This window comes from Sphingobacterium sp. GVS05A, from assembly GCF_019969845.1.
Classification (GTDB): Bacteria; Bacteroidota; Bacteroidia; order Sphingobacteriales; family Sphingobacteriaceae; genus Sphingobacterium.
Genome location: NZ_JAHXYR010000001.1, coordinates 588,813 through 608,720, shown reverse-complemented (window position 1 = coordinate 608,720; position 19,908 = coordinate 588,813). Strand labels below are relative to the sequence as shown.

Annotated in this window: 18 protein-coding genes; 6 read left to right on the top strand and 12 right to left on the bottom strand. The window is 40.7% G+C overall.

All coding sequences use genetic code 11. The features are described 5' to 3' along the window. The first annotated feature begins 105 nt into the window (after positions 1–105). From LC454_RS02640 to LC454_RS02625, 4 genes are all read left to right on the top strand, one after another. Positions 106–1,269, top strand: coding sequence for an efflux RND transporter periplasmic adaptor subunit (locus tag LC454_RS02640; RefSeq protein WP_223578929.1), 1,164 nt, complete (start codon positions 106–108; stop codon positions 1,267–1,269). A gap of 73 nt (positions 1,270–1,342) precedes the next feature. Continuing rightward, complete coding sequence (locus tag LC454_RS02635; RefSeq protein ID WP_223578926.1) at positions 1,343–4,495, top strand: efflux RND transporter permease subunit; 3,153 nt, start codon at positions 1,343–1,345, stop codon at positions 4,493–4,495. Beyond that, on the top strand, positions 4,492–5,958 hold the full coding sequence (locus LC454_RS02630; protein ID WP_223578923.1) for an efflux transporter outer membrane subunit: 1,467 nt from the start codon (positions 4,492–4,494) through the stop codon (positions 5,956–5,958). The genes LC454_RS02635 and LC454_RS02630 overlap by 4 nt, the downstream gene beginning before the upstream one ends. Positions 5,959–5,984: 26 nt before the next feature. Next, a complete protein-coding gene (locus tag LC454_RS02625; protein WP_120258298.1) occupies positions 5,985–6,197 on the top strand; it encodes a DUF6965 family protein in 213 nt (70 codons plus the stop codon). Positions 6,198–6,226: 29 nt separating this feature from the next. On the opposite strand, the gene LC454_RS02620 is transcribed toward LC454_RS02625, so the two are convergent. The 5 genes from LC454_RS02620 to LC454_RS02600 form a co-directional block, all read right to left on the bottom strand. Next, positions 6,227–6,592 (bottom strand): response regulator, encoded by a 366-nt coding sequence (locus tag LC454_RS02620; protein ID WP_223578920.1) that lies wholly within the window; start codon positions 6,590–6,592, stop codon positions 6,227–6,229. A 256-nt stretch (positions 6,593–6,848) separates the two neighbouring features. After that, positions 6,849–7,052, bottom strand: a complete 204-nt coding sequence (locus LC454_RS02615) for a YwbE family protein (protein WP_046674525.1) — start codon at positions 7,050–7,052, stop codon at positions 6,849–6,851. A gap of 242 nt (positions 7,053–7,294) precedes the next feature. Next, a complete protein-coding gene (rseP, locus tag LC454_RS02610; RefSeq protein ID WP_223578917.1) occupies positions 7,295–8,620 on the bottom strand; it encodes an RIP metalloprotease RseP in 1,326 nt (441 codons plus the stop codon). A 15-nt stretch (positions 8,621–8,635) separates the two neighbouring features. After that, entirely contained in the window at positions 8,636–9,793 is a 1,158-nt protein-coding gene (locus tag LC454_RS02605) for a 1-deoxy-D-xylulose-5-phosphate reductoisomerase (protein WP_223578913.1), read from the bottom strand. Between the two features lie 15 nt (positions 9,794–9,808). Then, positions 9,809–10,615, bottom strand: a complete 807-nt coding sequence (locus tag LC454_RS02600) for a beta-carotene 15,15'-monooxygenase (protein WP_223578910.1) — start codon at positions 10,613–10,615, stop codon at positions 9,809–9,811. A gap of 368 nt (positions 10,616–10,983) precedes the next feature. Between LC454_RS02600 and LC454_RS02595 the strand changes: the two genes are divergently transcribed. Continuing rightward, on the top strand, positions 10,984–11,736 hold the full coding sequence (locus LC454_RS02595; protein WP_223578907.1) for a hypothetical protein: 753 nt from the start codon (positions 10,984–10,986) through the stop codon (positions 11,734–11,736). Positions 11,737–11,838: 102 nt separating this feature from the next. On the opposite strand, the gene LC454_RS02590 is transcribed toward LC454_RS02595, so the two are convergent. Further along, on the bottom strand, positions 11,839–13,965 hold the full coding sequence (locus tag LC454_RS02590; RefSeq protein WP_223578904.1) for a S9 family peptidase: 2,127 nt from the start codon (positions 13,963–13,965) through the stop codon (positions 11,839–11,841). Positions 13,966–14,083: 118 nt separating this feature from the next. Continuing rightward, positions 14,084–15,181: a DNA polymerase IV gene (dinB, locus tag LC454_RS02585; RefSeq protein ID WP_223578902.1), complete on the bottom strand. Its 1,098-nt coding sequence runs from the start codon at positions 15,179–15,181 to the stop codon at positions 14,084–14,086. Positions 15,182–15,429: 248 nt separating this feature from the next. Here dinB and LC454_RS02580 point away from each other — a divergent pair, with 248 nt between their 5' ends. Next, the gene (locus LC454_RS02580; protein WP_121121613.1) at positions 15,430–15,834 is read left to right on the top strand and encodes a hypothetical protein; all 405 of its coding nucleotides are present in this window, start codon (positions 15,430–15,432) and stop codon (positions 15,832–15,834) included. 21 nt (positions 15,835–15,855) lie between these two features. On the opposite strand, the gene LC454_RS02575 is transcribed toward LC454_RS02580, so the two are convergent. The 5 genes from LC454_RS02575 to LC454_RS02555 all read right to left on the bottom strand — a co-directional run bounded on the left by LC454_RS02575 (position 15,856) and on the right by LC454_RS02555 (position 19,688). Continuing rightward, positions 15,856–16,809, bottom strand: a complete 954-nt coding sequence (locus tag LC454_RS02575) for an MBL fold metallo-hydrolase (protein WP_223578887.1) — start codon at positions 16,807–16,809, stop codon at positions 15,856–15,858. 4 nt (positions 16,810–16,813) lie between these two features. Continuing rightward, entirely contained in the window at positions 16,814–17,395 is a 582-nt protein-coding gene (coaE, locus tag LC454_RS02570; RefSeq protein ID WP_223578884.1) for a dephospho-CoA kinase, read from the bottom strand. Positions 17,396–17,404: 9 nt separating this feature from the next. Then, the gene (locus LC454_RS02565; protein WP_120258309.1) at positions 17,405–18,355 is read right to left on the bottom strand and encodes a hypothetical protein; all 951 of its coding nucleotides are present in this window, start codon (positions 18,353–18,355) and stop codon (positions 17,405–17,407) included. A gap of 125 nt (positions 18,356–18,480) precedes the next feature. Next, entirely contained in the window at positions 18,481–18,654 is a 174-nt protein-coding gene (locus LC454_RS02560; protein WP_223578881.1) for a hypothetical protein, read from the bottom strand. A 29-nt stretch (positions 18,655–18,683) separates the two neighbouring features. Next, positions 18,684–19,688 carry a BtrH N-terminal domain-containing protein gene (locus tag LC454_RS02555; RefSeq protein ID WP_223578879.1) on the bottom strand — a complete coding sequence of 335 codons (1,005 nt, stop codon included), beginning with the start codon at positions 19,686–19,688 and terminating at the stop codon, positions 18,684–18,686. Between the last annotated feature and the right edge of the window lie 220 nt (positions 19,689–19,908).

The following is a 19,908-nucleotide window of genomic DNA, read 5'->3' as shown; positions in this document are numbered from 1 at the left end:
AAACGTTAACAAATGTTAATTTACACAATAATTAAACTATTTGGCGTTATATCTTGTATTAATAACATTACAAAAGCACATATATCAAAAATTTAATCAAATATTGTGAAGAAAAAAACATTATCTATTTTCAGCGTATCCTTATTGATTTGTTCAGCCTTAGCCACCCAGGTAAGTTGTTCTTCAAGCTCTTCCAAAGAAAATAATACCAATGAAAAACCTGTAGCCCTCCCCGTTTATACGGTTGTAAAATCTGATGCCACCACGATCAAGGACTATCTAGGTACCATTGAGGGAAAAGTGAATGTGGAGGTCCGTCCCCAGGTTGAAGGCCTACTGCAAGAAATCTATGTCGATGAAGGTTCTTTTGTACAAAAAGGGCAAAAATTATTCAAAGTAGATCCTTCTACCTATCAAGAAAATTTAAACAATATGGTAGCCACGGAACAGGTTGCGCGGGCCAAACTTAAAAATGCGCAATTAGAAGTCGACCGTCTGAAACCGTTGGTTCAAAATGACGTTATTTCAGATGTAAAACTGGCATCAGCCAAATCTGACTATCAAGTAGCAAAGGCAACCCTAGATCAGGCCAGTGCCGCTGTACGTTCCGCACAGATCAGTAAAGACTTTACGATCATTACAGCACCTGTAAGCGGATATATCGGGCGTATTCCTAAGCGTATAGGGAATCTAGTTTCCAAAGGCGACAAAGAGCCTCTCACCTACCTCTCCGATATACAAGAAGTGTATGTTTATTTCTCCATGAACGAATCCGACTTCCTCTACTTCTCAAAAGCACAGGCGAAAAAAGACAGTATTGAGGGCAAGAAATACAACCAGAATCAAAAACTGGTATTTCCTCAGGTAACGCTGGTTCTCGCCGACGGTGAAGAATATGCGAAAAAAGGGATTGTCGATGCCGTCAATGGGCAGATAAACAGAACCACAGGGGCAATTTCTCTACGTGCAACTTTCCAAAACCAAGACAATATTTTACGTTCGGGAAGTAGTGGCACACTAAAAATTGCAGAAGTAAAAAAAGATGTCCTACAGATCCCTCAGATTGCTATCAATCAATTACAGGACAAAACTTTTGTCTATATATTGGATCAAAACAATAAAGCACAACGCCGTAATATTCAGCTTTCAGGCAAAAGCAAAGGCAATTATATCGTAGACTCAGGTCTCAAGGAGAACGACCGTGTCATTACCAGTGGATTTGACAAACTAACCGATGGTTCGGCCGTCGCCCCTATTCCTCAGAAATAATTATCGCACATTTTTACATCGCTGTGTTAACCTATTTTCAGGTTTGCCCGAGCTATGTCTAAAATTCTATTATATGTTAAAAACCTTTATAAATAGACCCGTTTTAGCCACGGTTATTTCTATTATTTTAGTCATATTGGGTTTGGTGGGATTAAAGCTGCTCCCTGTATCTCGATTTCCTGAGATAGCACCACCTAGTGTCCTTGTATCACTGAGTTACCCCGGTGCAAATGCTGAGACAGTAGCAAAAAGTGTTTTATTACCTATTGAGGAGGCCATTAATGGTGTGGAAGATATGACCTATATCAAATCGTCTGCATCCAACTCCGGTTCGGGTAGTGTGTCCGTCTATTTTAAGACCGGAACAAATCCGGACATTGCCTCAGTCAATGTGCAGACCCGTATATCCAAAGCGATCAGCTCTATTCCTGCTGAAGTAAACGAAGCAGGGATTACCGTCATGCCACGCCAGACAGGGGTTATCATGACCATTAATCTTTACTCGGATCATCGAGATAAGGCCTACGATGAAACCTTTTTACAAGCTTACGCACAGATCAATCTTATGCGTCCTTTATTACGTGTAGATGGCGTAGCACAAGTATCGCGGCTCGGTGCAAGGGATTATGCCATGCGGCTTTGGCTAAATCCAGAAAAGTTGGCCCTTTATAATCTGGTACCACAGGACATCATGAATGCCATCAAAGATCAAAACTTTGAGATAGCACCAGGTAAATTTGGTGAAACTTCCGATGAGGCATTTGAAACGGTCATTCGGCACAAAGGACGCTTTACCACACCCGAAGAGTTTCAGGGTATCGTCATCAAGACAAACAATGATGGTTCGGTGCTATACCTCAAAGATGTTGCACGTGTAGAATTTGGTGCAACAAATCTTAGTAGTGACAATAAGGTCAATGGTCATCCCGGACTGACACTCAATCTGACGCAAACCAGCGGCTCCAATGCCCATGATATTGATATCGCTGTACGGAAAGTACTCGAAGAACAGGCCAAGACATTCCCAAAGGGATTGCATTATGAAGTGACTTATTCTGTACGTGACCAAATTGATGAGTCCATCAGCCAGGTTGAACACACACTTTTCGAAGCATTCATTTTGGTCTTTATCATTGTTTTCATCTTCTTACAGGACTTTAGATCGACCTTAATTCCAGCGATCGCTATACCTGTTTCGTTGATTGGTACCTTCTTTTTCCTCCAGCTCTTTGGTTTCTCGCTCAATGTATTGACGATGTTTGCCCTTGTATTGGCCATCGGTATTGTTGTCGATGATGCCATTGTGGTTGTGGAGGCCATCCATGAGAAGATGCATAGTACGGGGTTAAAAGCTAGAGCGGCGACATTGTCGACCATGTCAGAAATTACCGGTGCCATCCTCTCCATTACCATGGTCATGGCAGCGGTATTTTTGCCTGTTGGTTTTATGGAGGGTCCAGCGGGTATCTTTTATCGACAATTTGCTTACACGCTGGCGACAGCGATCCTAATTTCAGCACTAAATGCATTGACATTGAGCCCTGCCCTATGTGCATTATTGCTCAAAGCCCCCAAGCAAAAAGAAGAAGAAGAAGCTAAATCAAGAATCAACCAGTTTAAGGATCGTTTCTTTAAAGCATTCAATACCTCGTTTGATCGCCTGACCGCTCGATACGTATCCATTGTACAGTTATTGATCAACCATAAAAAAATAGCTTGGATAAGCCTGGTATTGATTACTGCAATCGGAGTCATTTTAATGATCAAAACGCCAAAGAGTTTTATCCCAACTGAAGATGACGGTTTTATCACCTATAACATTGCTCTTCCCCCTGGGGCTTCATTAAACCGTACGACAGAAGTACTCTATCGTGCAGACAGTATATTGAAAAAAAGAAAAGATATCGAGGGTATGACGACAGTCTCTGGTTTCAATGCACTGGACGGTAGTTCGAGTCCAGCCTTTGCTGCGGGGTATATTACACTTAAACCACATGCCAAACGCAAGCACATCAAAAACATAAACGCCTTTATGGATACAATCAGGAATGACCTTGCACAAATAAATGAGGCTACATTTACGGTATTTCCCAGGCCCACAGTACAGGGATTCGGTGATTTTGCCGGTATAGAGATGGTTCTTCAAGATCGTATGGGCGGTGATGTGAGGGACTTTAATACGATTGCAGATACTTTTATCAGCCAGCTGAATACCTGTCCTGAAATCCGTAGTGCTTACACCAGTTTTAAATCAAATTTCCCCCAATACGAAGTGAATATTGATGCTGTCAAAGCAAAATCACTCGGTGTTGAGATCAAAGACTTAATGTCCACCATACGCTCCTATTTTGCACGGGTGCAAGCCAGTGACTTTAATCGTTTTGGCCGTCAGTACCGCGTGTATGTACAGTCCGATTTTGATTTCCGCAAAGATCCAGCGTCTTTCAATTCGATTTTCGTACGGAACAACAAAGGCGAGATGGTGCCCATCAATACCGTTCTGACACTGGAAAAAACTGTCGGCCCCGAAACCATTACCCGTTACAATCTATACAATGCAATTTCCGTCAATATCACACCAGCAGAAGGCTATAGTACCGATGATGCTATGCAAGCCATCCAAAAGCTAGCCGATGAAAAACTACCCGGAAACTATGGCTATGAATGGACTGGTATGAGCTATGAAGAAAGTCAATCTGGATCTCAGACTATCCTGATTTTCGTATTGAGTATCTTATTTGTATACTTTTTACTGTCCGCACAGTACGAAAGCTATATCCTGCCCTGGGCAGTTTTACTATCCATTCCTGTCGGTCTAATCGGCGTCTTTTCGGTCATTAACCTTGTTGGCCTACAGAACAATATCTATGTCCAGGTTGGATTGATCATGCTGATCGGTCTACTGGCTAAAAATGCGATCCTCATAGTCGAATTTGCCGTACAGGAACGCAAAAATGGAAAAACTATTGTGGAAGCCGCCATCAGTGGTTCAAAGCTAAGGTTAAGACCAATCCTAATGACCAGTCTTGCCTTCGTTGCCGGCCTGGTTCCACTGATGTGGACTGTTGGCCCTTCGGCTATCGGCAATCACTCCATCAGCTTCAGTGCCGCAGGCGGTATGCTATTGGGAGTTGCCTTTGGCATCTTTATTATTCCGGTACTCTTTGTTGTCTTCAAAGGTCTGGATGAAAAACTACACGATAAACTAGCTAAAGAAGAAGAATGAAGGACATAAAAAAATACTTTTCAGCACTATTTATAGCTACGGGCTTATTGATTTTGATGAATGCCTGTAAAGTCGGTAAAGATTACGTTCAGCCCAAACTAAAATTGCCCAGAACCTTTCGTGGTGACACCTTAGATTATTTTGGTGATACCTTAAGCATGGGGTTGATTCATTGGAAATCGTTCTTTCATGATCCTACCCTCAAGTTACTGATCGATTCGGCACTGACCAATAATTTTGAAATGAAAACAGCGCTGCTCAATTTACAGATCTCCAACAGGCTAATGGCTCAAAATAAGTCAAATTATCTACCAAGTGTCAGTGCCACCATAGCTAATGGAAACCGTACCTGGCGATCGAAAGATTTTGCGAGTGGACCATTGGCAAAATATTATGAACACAAAGGTGAAAAAGCGCCAGAAAATATGTTTGTTTACCAATCTCAATTTGGATCTGACATCAGTTTCAGCTGGGAAATAGATATCTGGAAAAAAATTAGCAGCAAACAAGAACAGCTGCTGGCGGAATACCTAGACACACAGGAAGCCAAAAATGCCATTCAGACCAATATTATCACGTCTGTTGCTAAAGGTTATTTCAATCTGTTGATGTTAGATGCTAAAATTGAAGTCGCCAAACGTAATGTTCAATTGAACGATAGCACATTACGTATGATTAAGCTCCAATACAAAGCAGGTGAGATTACCGCACTGGCCATTCAACAGACAGAATCGCAGCGTCTATTGGCAGCCTCCCTTGTCCCAGAATTGGAAAAACAGATTACGATCCAAGAGAATGCACTTCAGACATTAACAGGAAGGCTCCCGGACAGCATCAAGCGAAGCACTTCATACGAACATCTGTTTGCAGAAAGCAAGGATATATCGCTTGGTTCGCCCATTGAAATCATACGCAATCGACCAGATATCCGTTCCTCCGAGTTTCAATTGATGGCGGCCAATGCCAATGCAAATATACAACAGGCTATGCGTTATCCTTCGCTGAATATAGGCGGTGTACTGGGCGTAAATTCCATGCTTCCCCGAAATTGGTTCAACATCCCCGGTGCACTATTAGGTGGCATCACCGGCAATCTGACCACCCCTATTTTCAAAAACAAAACATTAAAAACACAATATGAAGTTGCAAAACTTGAACGGGATAAGGCCGAAATTCAGCTTCAACAGCGAGTTGTCGAAGCAGTTGCCGAAGTCTCCAACGCTGTAGTTACGGTAGACAAGCAGCGGGAACAGCTCGAGCTTGCAAAAAAAAGAGTGGATAACGCGCATCTTGCGGTAAAAAATGCAAACCTGCTCTTCAAAAGTGGCTATGCTACATATTTAGAAGTTATCACAGCCCAAAGTAATGCCCTGGATAGCGATCTGGATCTGGTTGAGCTACGCCAGCAGCATCTGGATGGATTTGTGGATCTTTACCGTTCTTTAGGTGGTGGTTGGAGATAATGAATTAAAAACGCTATTTTTGTCTTATGACACCAGAAGAATTACAACAATATTTCCAGTCCAGGGAATTACCCAAATCACTGGAAATACAACAAGATATGCAAGTGTTTGATGTGGAAAGATTTATCAGCACAAGCTTTATCCATGTTGGATTATGGAAAAAAGATCTGAGCAAATGCCCGGCATGGGTCAGACTTTTAAAATTTAAGGAAGCACTGGAAAATAACGAAAAAGCCTAACAAATTGTTAGGCTTTTTTATGCTTTTTGCTAGAGTTGTTGTAACAATGCGGACATATCCTCTTTCGCGAAGATCTGCTCCACCCCTCCGGCCAACATTTCAATCCGTTCGCTTTCATCACTACTCGAGGTCAGACCAAATATACGAATCGAAGGAAATTTGTCTCTAACGATCTTTGCGGTTTCGATACCGTTCAAAATCGGCATGTGCAGATCCAATATGCACACCTCAGGAAGCGCTTTATTATGTTCAATCAAATAGTCGATAAGTTCTCTACCATTAGAGGCACAATAAACTAATTCCAATGAATGGGATTGGGCCATGGCCTTCATCATAACATGATGGATCATCGCATCATCTGCGTAGACAATCTTACATTTACTTTTGGTATCCATTCGAAAAAGAGATCATTCAACTAATTAATACAATAAAATTCTATAAATATGTAATAAAATAAAAAACTTAGAAATAAGTTAATAAGAATTATGTTACTATGCAAATCTTATTTGAAAAAAGTGCAACACAACACAACTATTAAATTCAATTTAGATCGAATAATAAGAACATCATTAGGTAGCAATAAATTCATTTAGACAACACATCTAAAATATTAGGAGTAGTCGAGAGAGCTACTATAGCGATACGATATTGTTAAAAGTCATCCTCTATAATTTCAGCCACTCGTCCTACTTGACCATCTGTCAGCCTTACTTTTATCCCTCTTGAATGATAAGATGAGGATGTCAGTAAATCCTTTACAATGCCCTCTGTAAGATTCCCCGTGCGCTGGTCTTTTTTCAGAATGATATTAACCAACATTCCGGGCTTTACATCCGCTCTATTTCTTCCGTCCATGGTCAAATGTAAGAAATAAAAAAGGAGTTTTCCAAAAGAAAACTCCCCTATTTTTTGTTGAATTATTTATTTTTATCATCTCATATAGCCGTTGAAACCATTAACATCAAGATTTTGATCTATATTTTTTATTTTCAACAAGATACATAAGTGACTTTTTATTGTTGTTTATTCCAAATGCTACGAACCTGTACTGTATCCATCCTATTACAAGAAATACATAGGGACATCTGGGCGATAAATTATTTGAACAATTTAAAAATATCATTTCCGAATATAAACACCATCAGACCCAAAAGGATAAAGAATCCGACCATTTGTGCTTTTTCGAGAAATTTTTCACTCAGCGGTTTGCCTTGAATCATCTCGATCAGTAAGAATACGACGTGACCACCATCCAGTGCCGGAATAGGCAACAAATTCATAAATGCAAGCGCCATTGAAAGCATACCAACCAAAGACCAGAACCGAATCCAATCCACTTCAGTACCGAATAATGTGGCAATACCGATAGGTCCAGATAGCGCTTTATCAGCACGTACCTCCCCTTTGAAGATTTTACCGAATCCTTTCGCATTATCTGTGATTACCGTAAATGCTTTTTTAGCACCGATCGGAAAAGCTTCCATAAGCGAATAATTCGTTGTAAACGACTTGATCGAATTATCATGATTGACACTGATACCTAACATTGCATCCGCTGGTACGTTTCCTTTTAGGGGAACCTCCGTTCCCGAACGGATTACTTTAATGACAACAGGTTTATTGATATTTGCTTTAACTAACGTTCTGAATTGATCAAAGAAAGGCACTGGAGTATCATTTAGGGCGACAATACTATCCCCTTTGGTAAAACCCATCTTGCTTGCCACTGATCCTGGAGCCACTTGTGCGATACTTGTTGTTTTAAAACGAGGTTCAATAAATTTCTCTCCCTTTTTATCAGACAAGGTATTCAATAAGTCTGCTGGAACCTTGATTTCTGTTGTCGCACCGTCACGCTCTATTGTAAGGACTACACCGCCCATCAATACTTTAGAACCGAGCAACTCGGAGTAGTTTTCAACACGGTGTCCATCTATTGCGATTACTTTATCACCGGCTTTAAGACCGATAGATTCACCAATGGATCCCGGTACGATACCGTTTACTAACTGATCCATCTTGACATCTGTATTACCCATCTTAAAGGTCAACATCCAAAAGACAACGACACCAACGACGATATTAACGATAATACCGCCCAACATCACGATCAGACGCTGCCATGCTGGTTTTGAACGGAACTCCCAAGGTTGCGGCTCGCCCTTCAATTGTTCAGTATCCATCGATTCATCAATCATACCGGCAATCTTCACATAGCCACCAAGAGGCAACCAGCCGATACCATACTCACAGCCTTTATAATTGAATTTAAACAATTTCACTCCCCATGCATCAAAGAACAAATAGAATTTCTCCACTTTAATTCCAAATGCACGTGCTGCTAAAAAATGTCCTAACTCATGTAGAACAATTAAAATTGACAAGCCTAAAATCACTTGTCCGACCATAATTAAAACACCCATGTATGCTTTCTATATTTAATCTTTGATTATTTCTTTTGTTATTAACCTTGCTAGCCTATCCGTCTCCAGATAGTCCTCCAGTGTTGGATTGGCTATAAATTCCACTTTTTCCAATGTACTTTCGATGACGTCGCTCATTTCCAGGAAGCCAATTTTATCAGCGAGGAAAGCAGCCACGACAACTTCATTTGCTGCATTCAATATACAGGATTTATTTCCACCGGCGCGAAGTGTTTCGTAAGCCAGGGCCAAGTTTCGAAAAGTCTCCATATCCGCTTTTTCAAAATGAAGCGTTGGATAGTCCATAAAATTGAAACGTTCAAAATTATTTTCAAAACGGGCGGGATAAGTCAATGCGTATTGAATAGGCAGCTTCATATCCGGAACACCCATTTGTGCTTTCATAGATCCATCTTTAAATTGAACCAGGGAATGCACGATCGACTGTGGGTGTACGATGACATCCACCTGATCGATAGCTAGATCAAAGAGCCATTTGGCTTCGATCACCTCCAGTCCCTTGTTCATCAAAGAAGCTGAATCTATGGTAATTTTGGCCCCCATAGACCAATTGGGATGTTTTAGGGCCTGTGTTTTCGTTACCTGCAGCAACTCCTCCCGCTTCTTCCCACGAAAAGGACCGCCAGATGCCGTCACATAAATTTTTTCAATCGGATTTTGGTCCTCACCGACCAGGCATTGAAAGATTGCCGAATGTTCAGAATCTACAGGCAACATATTGACACCGTATTCTTTGACCAAGGCCATAATCAATTCCCCGGCAACAACAAGGGTTTCCTTATTTGCCAAGGCAATATCTTTTCTGGATTGAATAGCCATTACCGTAGGTTTTAAACCTGCGGAACCCACGATTGCATTTAAGACAATACCGATTTCGGCATATTGCACCACTTCAATCAATCCCTCTTCACCAAATAATACCGTCGTATCCTGAAACGCTAAGGCTTCTTTAACTTTTTTATATTGGATTGGATCGGTCACAACGACCGATTTTGGTTTAAACTCCAACGCTTGTTTGATCAATAGTTCAGCATTGCTACCGCAAGTCAGAACAACCGCTTCAAACTTATCCGGAAAGGCTCTAATAACATCCAAGGCTTGTGTACCGACACTACCCGTTGCCCCTAAAATGGCAATTCCTTTTTTACTCAAAACCTTCTCTCTTTATTAAAATATATTATTCAAAATCTTCGGGTCCTCTCCACCGTGATAGTCCGACATCATTTCCCGGTACGCAACCGAAACAACAATACTAGCCAAAGGTACCACTAAGAACGAGCTCACAAGGTTCAAAATAATAAAAATTATGTAATATTCTAAATAATTAAAATACATCTGCAGCAATTGAAAAAAAGCAAATACGGCCAAGATTAATAATAATTTGAAAACATTGCCTTTGGTCAACGCAAAGCTAAAGCGTAGTGATTTAAAAGTTCCCGCATGTTTATCAATAATAAAAAAAGGATAAAATGCGATGCGAATAATCAAAATAAATGTCAGTATTGCTGCCACAAAAACGACAAAGACAGTAAACTTACTCATGATTTCTGCCCGATTTTCGCCATTTTCAAATAAATACAAAAATGGAAGCGATACAGCTCCTAATATCATCAATAAGGCAATAGACAGTACCATGATACTCAACATCGCACCGAAAAAATAAGCGATTTCTTTTGAACTTGGTATACAATGGATCAATTTCTTATCCTGGTTACCATCGATCAGATTGAGGATGTATTTAAACAATGTAAGGTTCAGCCCAAAATACATGATCATAAAAAAGAAGGCCATAAAACCACTGAGTACCACATTAAAATCACTGATCGTCGTTGCCAGGAAATTGGATAAACCAGAGGTTATAAACAGTAAAAAACATAGGCCAGCAACAGAAAAATAATGCTTTTTCAATAGTTCCCACGACCTATTAAAAACTTCATTTACGGCAAAAGTACTTTCCTTTAGGAATTGAATCATTTTTTCTTTGTATAAACTTTTACAAAGATGCCATTATTTTTAATTTTCAACAATTTACACCCACATAAAATTGACATTTTTTAAGTTTTTTAACATCATATTCGATCCAACTATTTTTTCAGGGCATCTATAGCCTCAGCTTTATTTCAATGCCTGTAAAAATCCACGTCAAATGTGTTAAAAAAAACGTATGACGGTCTAAACATTCAATTCATTTTCTGGGATTTTTGCTATTTTAGAACATCCGGACAAAGTCATCTACCGTTTCAGCGAGAGATGCGATTGATCGGAAAAATACGGTTTCGCAGAACGACCAAACAGCCAAAAATAAGTTAAAGCAAAATCACTATAAGACACAACCAACAGGTATGGAAACAGAGGATGCCTATCGTCACATGGAATTTGAAGAATTTCAGCTTTTAAAAACACCCTGGGAGCTTCATAAATTAGCGACACAATGTTTTTTCTACATCCAACAATGGATCGTTGAAAGCCCATTTTGTAGTGAGGCTACTGCCCTGATGTTATTCTGGGATAACTATCCTTTTGAAGCTATTCGTCGAAGCTGGAAAACAAGAAAAGGAACTGACGAAAACTTCGATATTATAAAAACGGTTATAAACAACTCTGAAAAAGGGTTTTATCTCAAAACAGACATCAGTTACGATCCCGCTGAAAAAATTGCACAAGCTCCAAAAATACCAGCAGTCGTTTTGCAAGCAAGCCAGGGAGAGGAACCCTATATTTATTTAGAAGAAACGGAAGTTCATAGCTGGTTTGGAGAACATCTGATCAATCAGATCAGACGGAGTGATAGCACCATTGAATTGTACAACATCGCCGTCTTATTGAAACATCGCGAATTCGACGTATATCAAACTGTAATTGAACATAAATACTGCGATAAAGCAATCGCTCTTATGGTTTATTGGCTGCTTGAAAGGTACTCGACCTTGGCATTATATGCCGAAGATTGGCCCGAAATAAGACCTATTTTGAAAAATATTGTTGATAAGCTCGAACGAAATGAATACCCTGAGATTTTAAGTTATGATCCGGTCAAAGAAGTAAATCCCATCAAATGGGAGATTCCCGATTGCTTATTTAAAAGAATCAACTAACCACACACAAAAAAAACACGCGCTTTAGCTGAACCGCGTGTTTTTCTGTAATCACATAGAGATACTGAGATTTTCCAGACTCAAATTCCGGACCCCAGCAATCTACTTAAACTCTTTTGGAAGAGGTTTCTCCAATAGATATTGATAGTAGAAGCGTGCACGCTCGTTAAAGTCATATTTACTTTTTGAACGGTCAAATCCATGACGGCTGCCCGGATAGATCATCAATTCAAAAGGTACACTTCTATCTGTTAATTTATCAACCAGTTGCGTTGTATTCTGTAGATGAACATTATCATCCATATCACCATGCATAATGCGCAGTACGCCCTTATAATTGTTTGCATAAGTCAATACCGACCCCGCTTTATAACCTTCAGGATTATCTTGAGGCGTATCCATCCAACGTTCGGTATAATGGGTATCGTATAACTCCCAAGACGTTACCGGCGCACCAGCAATACCAAAGTCAAATACATCGGCAGCTTTAGTCATCGCCAGACAAGTCATATAACCACCATAGCTATGGCCTGTGATCAATACTTTGTTTTTAGCTACCCAAGACTGAGATTTCAACCATTTTACAATCGTAGAATAATCGATAATTTCCCAATGTCCTAGATTACGGTGCATATAAGCTACGCCCTGTTTACCGAAATGACCAGAAGCCCTGTGATCCGCTGATACCTGGATAACACCTTCATTCGCCCAATACTGATTGCCCGTACCTTTCCAGGTATCCTTCACAGTACCCGCATCTGGACCACCATAGATACTGAAAACAACAGGATAAGTTTTCGATTTGTCAAAATCCGTAGGATAAGTGATCGTCAATGGTAAATCAAATAGACCGTCATCCGATTTAATATGTAAGTACTCCGTTTTACCGTAGGTGTACGAACTAAAGTCCGCAGCTTTGCTATCCGCCAATTGACGCACCACTTTACCCTGATTATCCACTAAGGCAAAACGATCCGGTGTGCTCACATTAGAATATCGGGTGATAAAATACTTTCCGTCAGGCGATACGTTGACATCATGTGAATATTCACCAAAGGTCAAACGTTTCAGATTTTTACCCGAGTAATCCACACGGTACAGATCGAAACGAGCCGAATTTTCTTTACGTGCGGTAAAATAAAGCACCTTATTTTTCTCGTCTATCCGTTTGATTTCAGTCACCTGCCAATCGCCGGATGTAATCGGGTTCACTAATGTTCCATCCAATTTATACAGGTAATAGTGCGCCCAACCGGTTTTATCTGATTTTAAGATGTAATATTTATTGTCAGCAAGGTAAGTAATACGCTCGTCATGATCCAGGTTGATCCAAGAAGCTTGGCGTTCATCATAAATCTCCTTTTTCGAACCAGTATTTGGATCCACCTGATAAAATTTCAGGTTATTCTGATCCCGGTTCATCCATTGCACCATGAAATTTTTACTATCGAAAGCCCAGTAAGGCTGGCCGAAATACTGATCATCCTTTTCATTGAAATCCGCCCAGGTCACCTTTCCGCCATTCAGTTGAACGATACCCACTTTCACCTCAGGGTTAGGATCGCCTGCTTTCGGATAACGTGTTTCCTCTAGATAACCATGTTGTCCTTTGGATGAATATATCGGAAACATAGGTACTTTGGTATCATCAAAACGCATAAAAGCGATCTTCTTGCTATCCGGAGACCACCAAAAAGCCTTATAATTTGTAGGACGTCCCAAAATTTCCTCATAATAAACCCATGAAGACCAACCGTTGTAAATTACATCGGTACCATCATTTGTATACTGCGCCTCTTTCCCCGTAGCGACCTCCAAACTATACAAATTGCTTTTACGTGTGAAAGCAACATATTGACCGTCGGGCGATAAAGTTGGGTTCTGTTCCGCAACGTCAGGTGAATTGGTCAATTTCTTTGGAGTACCTGAGCCATTTTTGATAAAAATATCATTTTTCTCTACATAGACCACCGTCCCCTCTTTGGCAGGAATTGTATAGATACTTCTCTTCCCCGATTTGACGTTGACCTGATAGAGCCTGCTGTCGTTGACGTCATTTTCCAGATAAGCGGCTCCATCCGCCCAGCCCGGATATTGATTTGTGCGCACGGTTAAAGACTGTTTCTGTCCCCAGGATTGCGCAAAATCCAATTTCTTCTGTGCAAAAGTGAGATCATGCACAAAAAACACAATAGATGCACCTAAGAGCACTCTTGATACTGTATTCATTAATTCTTGGATATGTTTATTAATTATTTCAGCTAAGATAAAGAATTGTGGTAAATAACGACAATTTTACCTGTAACAAGCTTATTCAGCTCCATGTACAGGTGATAGCTATCCCCTCTTACTGATAATTCTCAAAAAGAGCGAGTTGGACACCCTCTTTTGGAAAATCTGTCTCATCAACAAAATTAGAGATCGAAATCCCCAGCAGCCGCACCTTATTTGCTAACGTAATCTTACTCAGTAAACTATGGGCTGTCGCATAGATTTTCTCTTCAGAGTCGAAACTTGTATCCAGTGTCAGGCTTCGCGTCAGCTGCACGAAATCCGCATACTTTAGTTTCAAGGTCAGTGTCCTGCCCGATATTTCTTTTTTGCCGATGCGTCCCCAAAGTTGTATGCTCAGTCTTTGCAATATGGCGTTCAGTTCTTCAAAAGTTTCGATATCAGCCTCAAAAGTATCCTCTATTCCAACAGATTTGCTGTTCCTGTTGGGTGTAACCGGCCGTTCGTCTATCCCACGGACAATACGGTAAAAAAAATGTCCGGTCTTACCAAACCAACGCACCAGATCGTCCTCACGCTGCTTTTTGAGATCCATCCCCGTAAATAAACCCAGTTCGTGCATTTTCCTGGCGGTCACCTTGCCCACGCCAAAGAATTTCTCTACCGGTAAGGATTCCATAAATTTCATTATCTTTGAAGGGCCTATAAATGTCAGGCCATTGGGTTTATCCATATCGGAGGCAATCTTGGCGACAAATTTATTGACCGAAACTCCCGCAGAGACTGTCAGATTAAGCTCTTCTTTAATGGCAGATTTGATCGCTTTGGCGATATCAATGGCCGAACCAATTCCCTGTTTATCCATCGTTACGTCCAAAAAAGCCTCATCAAGCGACAAAGGTTCAATTAAATCCGTATACCGCTGAAAGATTTCCCTGATCTGATACGAAACCTGCTTATATACCTCAAACCGTGGTCGGGTAAATATGATCTCTGGGCAGAGCTGCAGTGCTTTGCGGGAACTCATGGCTGACTTGACACCAAATTTCCGTGCTTCATAACTGGCCGTAGCGACTACCCCTCGCCCGTCAGGCGAACCACCCACAGCAATAGCTTTGCCCCGATATTCAGGAAAATCCCGCTGCTCCACAGACGCATAGAAAGCATCCATATCCAGGTGGATAATTTTACGATATGTTTGGGGCGAATCCATTACCCAAATTTACAAAAATTAGCAAGAATCACTATAAACCGCAACAAAATACTAACATAATTAGTTTATCAAACCAATTCTCAGGCAGTTAATTTCTTAATCAGACCTAACTAGTATTAGACCTTATACTTATCAAACCCTTATAATTGGCCGAGTTCTTGTGTATGATGGACATGGACAGCTTTGCGCCAAAACATATTAGAATAAAATGAAAAGAAAATAATACAATAAAAACTAGCGAAAAAATTATGGAAAATTTACCGGAACAAAAAAAGACCAAGTCTGGGTTTAAGAAATTTTTATTTATCCTGCTCCTCTTTTTGTTAGTAGGCTTCGGATCCTATGGTTACTGGAAATACTATTACGTATTTGGTGAAGGGGTGAAATCTGGCTACTTAAATTTTGCTGTCAAAAAAGGCAATATATTTAAGACCTATGAGGGGAAGCTGATTCAGGAAGGGTTTGGAAGTGTCAAGACTGGCGGAATTGCCAGCAACCAATTCGAATTTTCTATTGAAGATGACTCTATATTTCGTCAGCTTGAGCTCAATAGCGGTAAATATTTTGACCTTCAATACAAAGAATATCACGGTGTATTGCCTTGGCGTGGCAATACGGTATACGTTGTTGACAAGATTATCAATATGAAATAATAAAGGAGGGTATACCCTCCTTTATGCTGTAAGCACATCTCTTACCATTAACCTATCGCCAAAATAACTTTTGAGTATTGTCCCGTCGCCATGCAATGTCCATACCTCTTTCGGGTCAACCATCTTAATATAATGGAGAATATCATTCCAGTCCACGTGATCCGAAATATACAATTCGACATCATTCTGCGCCTGTAGTCGCTTCCATCCAGAAGCAAAGGCCCGCAATACTTTTGTCGCCCTAAAATAACTATTGAAAGTCATGGGCGGCACCAGATAAACCTTATTCTGCTCACCCTGCTTCATCTCTCTACGGTTGTAAGGTTCATAAGTCATTTTTTTAAGTCCATGTTCATCATATAGACGGTGGTAAGGCAATATTCCACTATGTACCAGCACCCTTCTTTCCGGACAATACCTATTGATCAGATCTGTGATCCGTTGCGCCTTCCCCAGCACATAAGTTCCCAATAGAATATTGCTCGCCTGCCCCTCCAGTTTCTTGATCTCCTGAATGGGATCCGGATGGATAACTTCTGGATTTGCGAAAGTACTTTCGGTGATCAATACATCAGCCTGCTGCATTTCGATAGGTTCACAGGTCTCATCAGCCTGCAATTTGTAATCGCCTGTATACAAATAGCGTACCCCCTGATATTCCATTAAGATCTGCGCCGATCCCAATATATGACCAGCCGCTAGAAAGGTAATTTCCACCGGACCGATTTTAAAAGTGCCGTTAAACAGTTTGACCTGATAGGAATCCTTACGGTTCTGCTTATAGCGATAGCTCATAAACAATGCTGTTCCATTTGTACAATAGACATAATCATGTCCCGAACTAGCGTGATCACCATGGGCATGAGATACCACATTATGTGCTACGGGGCTACCCGCATCGATAAAAAAGTCGCCATAGCGGCAATAATACCCTTCCGGTTTTCTGACCAGAAAGTCAGACAATATGATAGACATATATTTATTTTAGAAATTTTTGATGCAATGTCCACACTTGCGGTAGTAGTGGAGTGATTCCATCGTTAACGATGACGAAGTCCGCAAGCTGCAGTTTCTCCTCGTCAGACAATTGTTTGCTCATACGTTCCTGTACCTGTTGTTCAGTTGCGCCATCCCGCTCGATAACACGTTGTATACGAATATCCATTGGCGCAGTAACCAATATGGTATAATCCAGTTCTTTGTACGAGCCACTTTCAAAAAGTAGCGCAGCTTCTTTGAGCGAATAACGTGTAGTCTGCCGCTCAGCCCAATCCTTAGCTTCCTGGATGACAATCGGATGTACAATACCGTTCAGGAGTTCAAGTTTATCTTTATCCGAAAAGACCATATTGGCCAGGAATGCCCGGTCCAGCAGCCCATCCTTGTAAGTTGACTCACCAAACTGCGCAATAAGCTTTTCCTTGATCCGTATATCGGTATTCATCAACCTTTTGGCTTCCTCATCCGCGTTATAAACCGGTATACCGAGAGCCTCAAAAAGCCTACAGATAAAAGTCTTTCCGGAACCTATTCCGCCTGTTATTCCTATTTTCAGCCCCATTTCTATTCCCTATTTTCGTACAAAGAAGTCCACATTCTGTGGTACAACACTGATAATCTTACAATAATCCGGCACCTTGGTCAGCAGGATTGGTAAATATTGCACCTCATTTTTCTCCCAATCGGCCAGATCTACCACAGCCTCAAAATCACGGGATGTATAATTATTATAATCCTTGACCGACATCAGCACGGTGATCACCACTTTACTTGGATTGGGCCTCACGGAACTATAGCGCTGTCCATTTTCAACTTTTACGGGCAGTTCGATGACTTTCTCCGTCAACTCCCCTACCGGCATCAGCACCTCCACAGATGTGGGATATACATTGATATTTCCCTTTTGATTGCGGGTAAGATTTGCCACAGTGCGCACATCAGTCTCTACCTCTTTCCCACGTACGGTATCTGTTTCCCAATATTCTATGGTCGAAACATCCTCATACGGCCCTGTAATCGTCACGTATGCAGGCGTAACCTTCGTATCAGCGATAACACCATAGCCCCTTTTAAACAAGATATTGGACAAAGGTTTTACAGGAACCTTTCGCTGTGTTTGTTTTGAAAAATCAAAAAACAAGGTATCAGGGCTCACTGACACCACACGTTGTTCATGCGGAAACTGTCGGTTGATAAATCCCAGCTGGTTGGAAAATACAATCCAATCTTTTGTTTTCAGCGAGCTGAGATCCACCTGTACTTTGGGTGTTTCCAATGCAGCTTTCGAAAACAGGAATTGCCATCCCGTCATCTCGAGCTTTACTTTGACTGTATCCGATTGTTGTGGGTGAAAAGCCCGTTTTTCGGGCAGGTTGACATATTCTATCGCAGCCTTGACAGACACTGTATATTGGTTGGAAATCGAAAACAACAACCAAGCCAGCAACGAAATTGCAACACAACGCACAAAGATGTTGATCTTGCGTCGCTGAGTCTTATTTAATCGAACTGCGTTTGCCATGTTACAAACTTAATCAATTTACGTAAAAATCAGTTCTTGGTGGGATAAAAACTTGGTTGGGAATCTCCGCCATCCTTCAATAAGTTTAAAAAGTTCAAGATCTCTTCATCAAATATATCCATAACCTATTTTTGAAAGGGTTTATGTAGAATTTTAGCCTTTTTAAGCGTTTGCTGAATTTTGTAAAGACGCGTAGCCATTTCAAATCGTTCTTTAAATGTACGGCTAAGGCCTTCCTTCAACAAAGCAATCTCAGATTCACTAAATGACTGTAAGGCATTTTCTTTGTTGTTATACATCGTATTAAACTTAGTTAAAAACTATTTCTTTACAAAGATACCTGATTATTTAGGTATCCACTTAAAGTCCCTAATCGCTCCATCACCTTTTTCTCTTTTGTCGCCAGGATTTTGAGTGTTTCCGAAGCTTGCTGTATGTACTCGCTCCGAGAAGTCTCACTTATTTGATAAAATAAGTCTGAAACGGATCCCCATAACAAGGCTATCTCCACAAATTCTTGATATGCCTCATAAAGTTGCTCAATCTGGAGCAGGTCATAACTTTCCTTTAGAAAATCGCGATATAAATTTCGAAACAGTGCACCGCCAGTGCCGGCTTTTTCCATCAGATTGGCAGCCATTTTAAATTCGGTGGCTACATCCTTACTCCTATTAAACCATTTTATAAGCTCCTGACTTGTCTTCAAAATCCCCTTGTAAGAAATATTTGTGATGGGCGGATTTAGATATTCGTTTGCATTGTTAACAATAGCGGTAATGACAGACTTTTTTAAGTCAAAGTCTTCACTCGTTCGCTGTATCGTGTAGTATAAATTATTTGATGCCATTGGCCCCTTCTCAGCTCTCGCCAAAGCCAGACTTTCGAGCGAGGTTTTGACTTTCCCACCCTGCTGTCTGGTATCGACCAAAAAAGCATTTTGATTGTCATAACCATAAATCGCTACATAATGCCCAGCGAAATGGAACGGATTGGTGAAATACTCAAGGTAGTAGGCATCAAGTTTGAGCCCGACGATTTGCCCCTTATCTAAAAGCTGTTTGACCTGTTGCCAGGCATTTGTTTTCGAGGTGGTTTCCCTTACAGAAAGCTCGAGCTTGAGGTTTTTACAGAGACTCTTTGTCAACAGATCAGTCTTTATGCGTCCTCCCAAAAAAGGGAAATCCATTGTTTTCATATTCCAATAGATAAAACTAAGCCCCTCCCCGAGTCCAAAAAGCATGGGTTCGGAAAGTTCAATTCCGAGTTGTCGCAGTATAGTTCCAGTGGCAGTAGTTTCACAATGTTGTCCGTTAAACAGTTTTAGATTGCTCATGATTTTTTCATTTGCTTAAAATTAGCAGTCTGAATTGACATCACTATGTCAACAGGTAGTTATAGATTAGAAAATACCATCGATACAGCAAGAATACTTAATACAGTCAGTCACTTGTTCCGAGTATCAATATTTATCTTCATAATCGATAACATAAGTCATTAAGTTACAAAAGTTATTTTCACTAGTATAACGCTCTCTATTTTACCATGGTTGATAA

Bases quoted from the DNA above. Each gene is read 5' to 3' on its own strand.
- LC454_RS02635 (WP_223578926.1), top strand. From the start codon at position 1,343: ATGTTAAAAACCTTTATAAATAGACCCGTTTTAGCCACGGTTATTTCT.
- LC454_RS02630 (WP_223578923.1), top strand. From the start codon at position 4,492: ATGAAGGACATAAAAAAATACTTTTCAGCACTATTTATAGCTACGGGC.
- LC454_RS02625 (WP_120258298.1), top strand. From the start codon at position 5,985: ATGACACCAGAAGAATTACAACAATATTTCCAGTCCAGGGAATTACCC.
- LC454_RS02620 (WP_223578920.1), bottom strand. From the start codon at position 6,592: ATGGATACCAAAAGTAAATGTAAGATTGTCTACGCAGATGATGCGATG.
- LC454_RS02615 (WP_046674525.1), bottom strand. From the start codon at position 7,052: ATGGACGGAAGAAATAGAGCGGATGTAAAGCCCGGAATGTTGGTTAAT.
- rseP (WP_223578917.1), bottom strand. From the start codon at position 8,620: ATGGGTGTTTTAATTATGGTCGGACAAGTGATTTTAGGCTTGTCAATT.
- LC454_RS02600 (WP_223578910.1), bottom strand. From the start codon at position 10,615: ATGATTCAATTCCTAAAGGAAAGTACTTTTGCCGTAAATGAAGTTTTT.
- LC454_RS02595 (WP_223578907.1), top strand. From the start codon at position 10,984: ATGGAAACAGAGGATGCCTATCGTCACATGGAATTTGAAGAATTTCAG.
- LC454_RS02590 (WP_223578904.1), bottom strand. From the start codon at position 13,965: ATGAATACAGTATCAAGAGTGCTCTTAGGTGCATCTATTGTGTTTTTT.
- dinB (WP_223578902.1), bottom strand. From the start codon at position 15,181: ATGGATTCGCCCCAAACATATCGTAAAATTATCCACCTGGATATGGAT.
- LC454_RS02580 (WP_121121613.1), top strand. From the start codon at position 15,430: ATGGAAAATTTACCGGAACAAAAAAAGACCAAGTCTGGGTTTAAGAAA.
- LC454_RS02575 (WP_223578887.1), bottom strand. From the start codon at position 16,809: ATGTCTATCATATTGTCTGACTTTCTGGTCAGAAAACCGGAAGGGTAT.
- coaE (WP_223578884.1), bottom strand. From the start codon at position 17,395: ATGGGGCTGAAAATAGGAATAACAGGCGGAATAGGTTCCGGAAAGACT.
- LC454_RS02565 (WP_120258309.1), bottom strand. From the start codon at position 18,355: ATGGCAAACGCAGTTCGATTAAATAAGACTCAGCGACGCAAGATCAAC.
- LC454_RS02560 (WP_223578881.1), bottom strand. From the start codon at position 18,654: ATGTATAACAACAAAGAAAATGCCTTACAGTCATTTAGTGAATCTGAG.
- LC454_RS02555 (WP_223578879.1), bottom strand. From the start codon at position 19,688: ATGAGCAATCTAAAACTGTTTAACGGACAACATTGTGAAACTACTGCC.